The organism is Jeotgalibacillus marinus, from assembly GCF_040801915.1.
GTDB classification, from domain to species: Bacteria; Bacillota; Bacilli; order Bacillales; family Jeotgalibacillaceae; genus Jeotgalibacillus; species Jeotgalibacillus marinus.
On record NZ_JBFMIA010000246.1, the window covers coordinates 1 to 246 of the forward strand.

The window sequence follows — 246 nt, forward strand, 5'->3', positions numbered from 1 at the left end:
GATGGTGCTTCCGGCAGGGGATAAGCTGGTGCGCATCCAGCTGCCCCATTCCGCGGGCGTGGAATTTTCGGAAATCGAACTGGAAGGTGCCGCTTTTGCCGAGCCGGTTCCCCGGAAAAAGGTTCTGATCGCCTATGGAGACTCCATAACCCAGGGTTATGACTCTGCCCATGCGTCCGGTGCTTATGCGGTACGTCTGGCAGAGGGGCTGGGCATGGAGCTGTTCAACAAGGGTGTGGGCGGCAT

1 protein-coding gene is annotated in these 246 nt (G+C 59.3%); it reads left to right on the plus strand.

Going from position 1 to position 246, the window contains the following annotated elements; all coding sequences use genetic code 11:
- Positions 1-28: 28 nt before the first annotated feature.
- The coding region (locus AB1471_RS17715; RefSeq protein ID WP_437342386.1) for an SGNH/GDSL hydrolase family protein at positions 29-246 on the plus strand (218 nt) is incomplete at its 3' end.